This window comes from Komagataeibacter europaeus LMG 18890 (assembly GCF_000285295.1).
Classification (GTDB): domain Bacteria; phylum Pseudomonadota; class Alphaproteobacteria; order Acetobacterales; family Acetobacteraceae; genus Komagataeibacter; species Komagataeibacter europaeus.
Genome location: NZ_CADP01000193.1, coordinates 1 through 3,317 on the forward strand (window position 1 = coordinate 1; position 3,317 = coordinate 3,317).

Annotated in this window: 4 protein-coding genes; 1 reads left to right on the forward strand and 3 read right to left on the reverse strand. The window is 58.7% G+C overall.

Features of this window, described 5'->3' with window-relative positions:
* Window positions 1-78: 78 nt before the first annotated feature.
* Window positions 79-1,110, forward strand: coding sequence for an IS110 family RNA-guided transposase (locus GEU01_RS20335; protein WP_014106769.1), 1,032 nt, complete (start codon window positions 79-81; stop codon window positions 1,108-1,110).
* A gap of 251 nt (window positions 1,111-1,361) precedes the next feature.
* On the opposite strand, the gene GEU01_RS27805 is transcribed toward GEU01_RS20335, so the two are convergent.
* The 3 genes from GEU01_RS27805 to GEU01_RS20350 form a co-directional block, all read right to left on the reverse strand.
* Window positions 1,362-1,610 (reverse strand): DUF5983 family protein, encoded by a 249-nt coding sequence (locus GEU01_RS27805; RefSeq protein WP_019087509.1) that lies wholly within the window; start codon window positions 1,608-1,610, stop codon window positions 1,362-1,364.
* Between the two features lie 31 nt (window positions 1,611-1,641).
* Entirely contained in the window at window positions 1,642-2,673 is a 1,032-nt protein-coding gene (locus GEU01_RS20345) for a phosphoadenosine phosphosulfate reductase domain-containing protein (protein ID WP_019087510.1), read from the reverse strand.
* A 157-nt stretch (window positions 2,674-2,830) separates the two neighbouring features.
* On the reverse strand, window positions 2,831-3,244 hold the full coding sequence (locus GEU01_RS20350) for a hypothetical protein (RefSeq protein WP_019087511.1): 414 nt from the start codon (window positions 3,242-3,244) through the stop codon (window positions 2,831-2,833).
* Window positions 3,245-3,317: the final 73 nt, after the last annotated feature.

Here is a 3,317-nt window from a genome sequence, read left to right on the forward strand (position 1 = left end):
CAGATGGGGTGGACGGCCTCCATGCGACATCAATGTGCCATGATGAGGTCGGAAGACCATTCAGAGGAGACCGCCCGGATGAAAGTTACCATAATCGGCCTGGATATCGCCAAGTCTGTTTTTCAAGTGCATGGCACGGACGCAAGCGGAAAATGTCTGCTCAAGAAGAAACTCGGGCGGAGTGAAGTTATCTCATTCTTTGAAAAGCTGGAGCGCTGCCTGGTCGTACTCGAAGCCTGTAGCACGTCGCATCACTGGGCTCGTGTCATCCGTGACACCGGTCATGAGGTAAAACTCATTCCCCCTGAAATGGTCAAACCATTTGTCAAACGTGGCAAGAAAAACGATGCTGTTGATGCCGCCGCGATTTGTCTTGCCGCGATCCATCCCGACACGCGCTTCGTCCCGATTAAAAATCGGGAGCAGCAAAGCCTGTTATCGCTGCACTCAACTCGTACCCTTCTGGTCAAACAGCAAACGATGCTGGTGAATGCGTTGCGTGCACTTGCAGCGGAATTCGGTTTGATTGTTCCCCTTGGAAATGCCCGTCTCCCCGAACTTCTGGCGAAAATCGAAACCTCATCCAATCTGCCTGATGCCCTGAAACAGACAACCATGCTGCTCTTTGAACAGTATGGTCGACTGAACGAAAGCATAGAAAACCTGGAAGGAGGTATCCGGACACATGCCAAACAGGATGAAGATGCTCGCCGTCTTTTGACCATCCCGGGCATTGGTCCGGTAACCGCCTCCCTGATTGTCGCGTCTGTTACCGATATTGGGGCCTTCGATACGGCCCGGCACTTCGCAGCCTGGCTTGGTCTCGTACCGCGCCAGCATTCATCGGGCGGAAAAACCCGATTGGGCAGAATTACCAAAACGGGCAACCGGGAAATAAGAAAGATGCTCGTTCTGGGCGCAACATCCATGCTTTACCGCGCACAGAAATGGGATAGCGCTGCGGGAGTATGGCTTTGCAAGCTTCTGGAACGTCGCCCGGGCCGTCTGGCAACCGTGGCGTTAGCCAACAAGCTGGCCCGGATCATCTGGGTTTTGTTGTCGCGCAAAGAGATCTATCGTCCGGCCGGTCGCAGTGTCGCTATAGTCTGACATGTACCACCAGGATGATGGATACCGGAATAAGCTCCGGTAGATCCGGCAGTATGCACTGACCGCGTGATGGGAAAGACTGTAATCAGAAGCAGTTCAGGCAATACCGAATGTCCCCATGTGCCATTGAGCACGAGATCCAGATTGGTGCCTGACACGCAAGCGAACACCCATGATGGCCAGCGAAGGATTTCGCATAAACAGGCCGGACATAAGGGCGCATCTGACCGGATCTCCACATCATGACAGTATCAGTGCATTTCGCTGGAGCGAAAATACGCAGAAGAAAGATACGACAATGCAATCAATGTGACCTCTTGCATCGTAAAGGCCGTCCACATAAGCGGGACATGGACAAACCATCCGTGCGGGCCGGACAGGCAGGTCAGCCCAAAGGAGCCACCTGACCTTGCATATCTCTCAAGGTGTCCACGGTCCGACAGGGGGAGGTGGCCGGTGCTCAGGTCGAGGAATTTCCGGATCTGGAACGGCGCTAACATCGGGTTTCTCCCTGCTGGAGGATGAGGCGGGTCAGACCGGCCCGGCGCTCTCGCCGAATGCACCAGCGGGCAGGACCCATTGTTCGGGGGATGTGAGGACACGGCCACGCCAGCGGTGGCAGAGCGCGCGGCGCACCAGATCCGGGTGCCGGCGCACGGGGCCGTAAACCGTGCCGCCATTGGCCAGCGTGCCGAGGTCCCGGTCGCGTAGGATGGTGCAGCCAAATGCGCGTTCCCACTCACACAGCCGGGCGAACCGATCCGGGTCCATGTGCCGCAGCGTTGCAGCCTGATCAGCAGACATGAATACACATGTCAGGCAGGACAGACGGCCAAACCCGAGCTGATAGGGAAGCGGCGGGATCACGCCATGCCGACGCAGGATCTGCCAGACAGCCGCTTCACTCCAGGCATGTACCGGCCGCCAGTGATCGATATGCCGTCGGATCCGACCATCACGACAGTCTGCCAGGTGCCGCTCAAAGACAGCGTAACGGGCACGGTTCGCGGATTCCGCCGCACGTTCTCCAGTTACAAACAGGGTCCGGGCATGACCGAAACGCGCCTGGTTCCGCAGGGCGCCATCCGCAACCATGATCTTGGCGTATGGGGAACACCAGCGGACCGACAGGTTCGCCGAAACCTGCGGGAAGCGGCGTCGCGTATTGGGCGGCCCCTTGCCACCGACAGTGACCCGCCCTGTCGGGGTATCGAACCAGACCGGTGCGGTCGGCGCATTATCGCGCAGCATTTCCCGCACGATCCCACCCTGGCGCGCGGAGAAATGCAGCCTGACGCCAAGGGCTGCAGCCAGATGCCGCCCGTAATCGGGCACATGCGGCCAGTCAAAAACGTCCCCGTCATCGTCCACAAGATGATGCCACCACTCGATGCGCTGCGGCGCCACGCCCTTTTCGAACAGGTGCAGCGTACTGGCGAGGGAATCCTTGCCAAAGGAACAGGCGACGATGACGTGATCATAACGCGCCAGATCAGGCATCTCTCCCTGCCCCGACACGACAGTTCCCAGGCGGGATGACAGGCTTGCGGTCACCATGGACATTCTCCTTGTCTGAATGTCTTCTGGCGGTCCGAAGGGATATCGCGGGTCAAACGCGGCGCGTGCACCGGCATCGCAGGCCCGCGGAGCGGGACAAGAGCCACCGTTTGAGGCGCGATGGCCCTTCGGGCATATTTTTTCCTGTTTCTTCCTGCTTTTCCTACGCGTCCGCGTTCAGGTATTCGTGCAGATACCGGCGCAGCAGCACGCAGGCTGCATGGCTGTCCCACTCACCGTCATCCGCAAGGACACGATCCATCACTCTGGCGAGAACGAAGGCTGCCTCTCGGCCCGGGCTGAAAACAAGGGAAAACCCAAACTGTCCCTGCAGCACGCCAGTTCCCGCATCGTGGACCATGGCCACGATCTCGCCATGGACGACTTCCTCGACCTCAAGGTCCACTTCCTGGCCGTCAGGCAGAATAGTGGTCCGGATCCCGTCAGAGTCCACACTGTCGGGGACCGCATTGAGGACGATCCGCGCAGCCGCCTCGGCGTCCGTCGCCGTGACCCTGAAATCGCCGGCATCCGCTTCAAACAGGCGCTCAACCAGCGTGATACGAAAATCAGGCATTGCCGTCCTCCCTTGCCAGGACAAATTCGCTCAGTGTCTTGGCTTCCCGCCATGGGCAGTGCCACACCATCAC

Bases quoted from the DNA above. Each gene is read 5' to 3' on its own strand.
- GEU01_RS20335 (WP_014106769.1), top strand. From the start codon at position 79: ATGAAAGTTACCATAATCGGCCTGGATATCGCCAAGTCTGTTTTTCAA.
- GEU01_RS27805 (WP_019087509.1), bottom strand. From the start codon at position 1,610: ATGTTAGCGCCGTTCCAGATCCGGAAATTCCTCGACCTGAGCACCGGC.
- GEU01_RS20345 (WP_019087510.1), bottom strand. From the start codon at position 2,673: ATGTCCATGGTGACCGCAAGCCTGTCATCCCGCCTGGGAACTGTCGTG.
- GEU01_RS20350 (WP_019087511.1), bottom strand. From the start codon at position 3,244: ATGCCTGATTTTCGTATCACGCTGGTTGAGCGCCTGTTTGAAGCGGAT.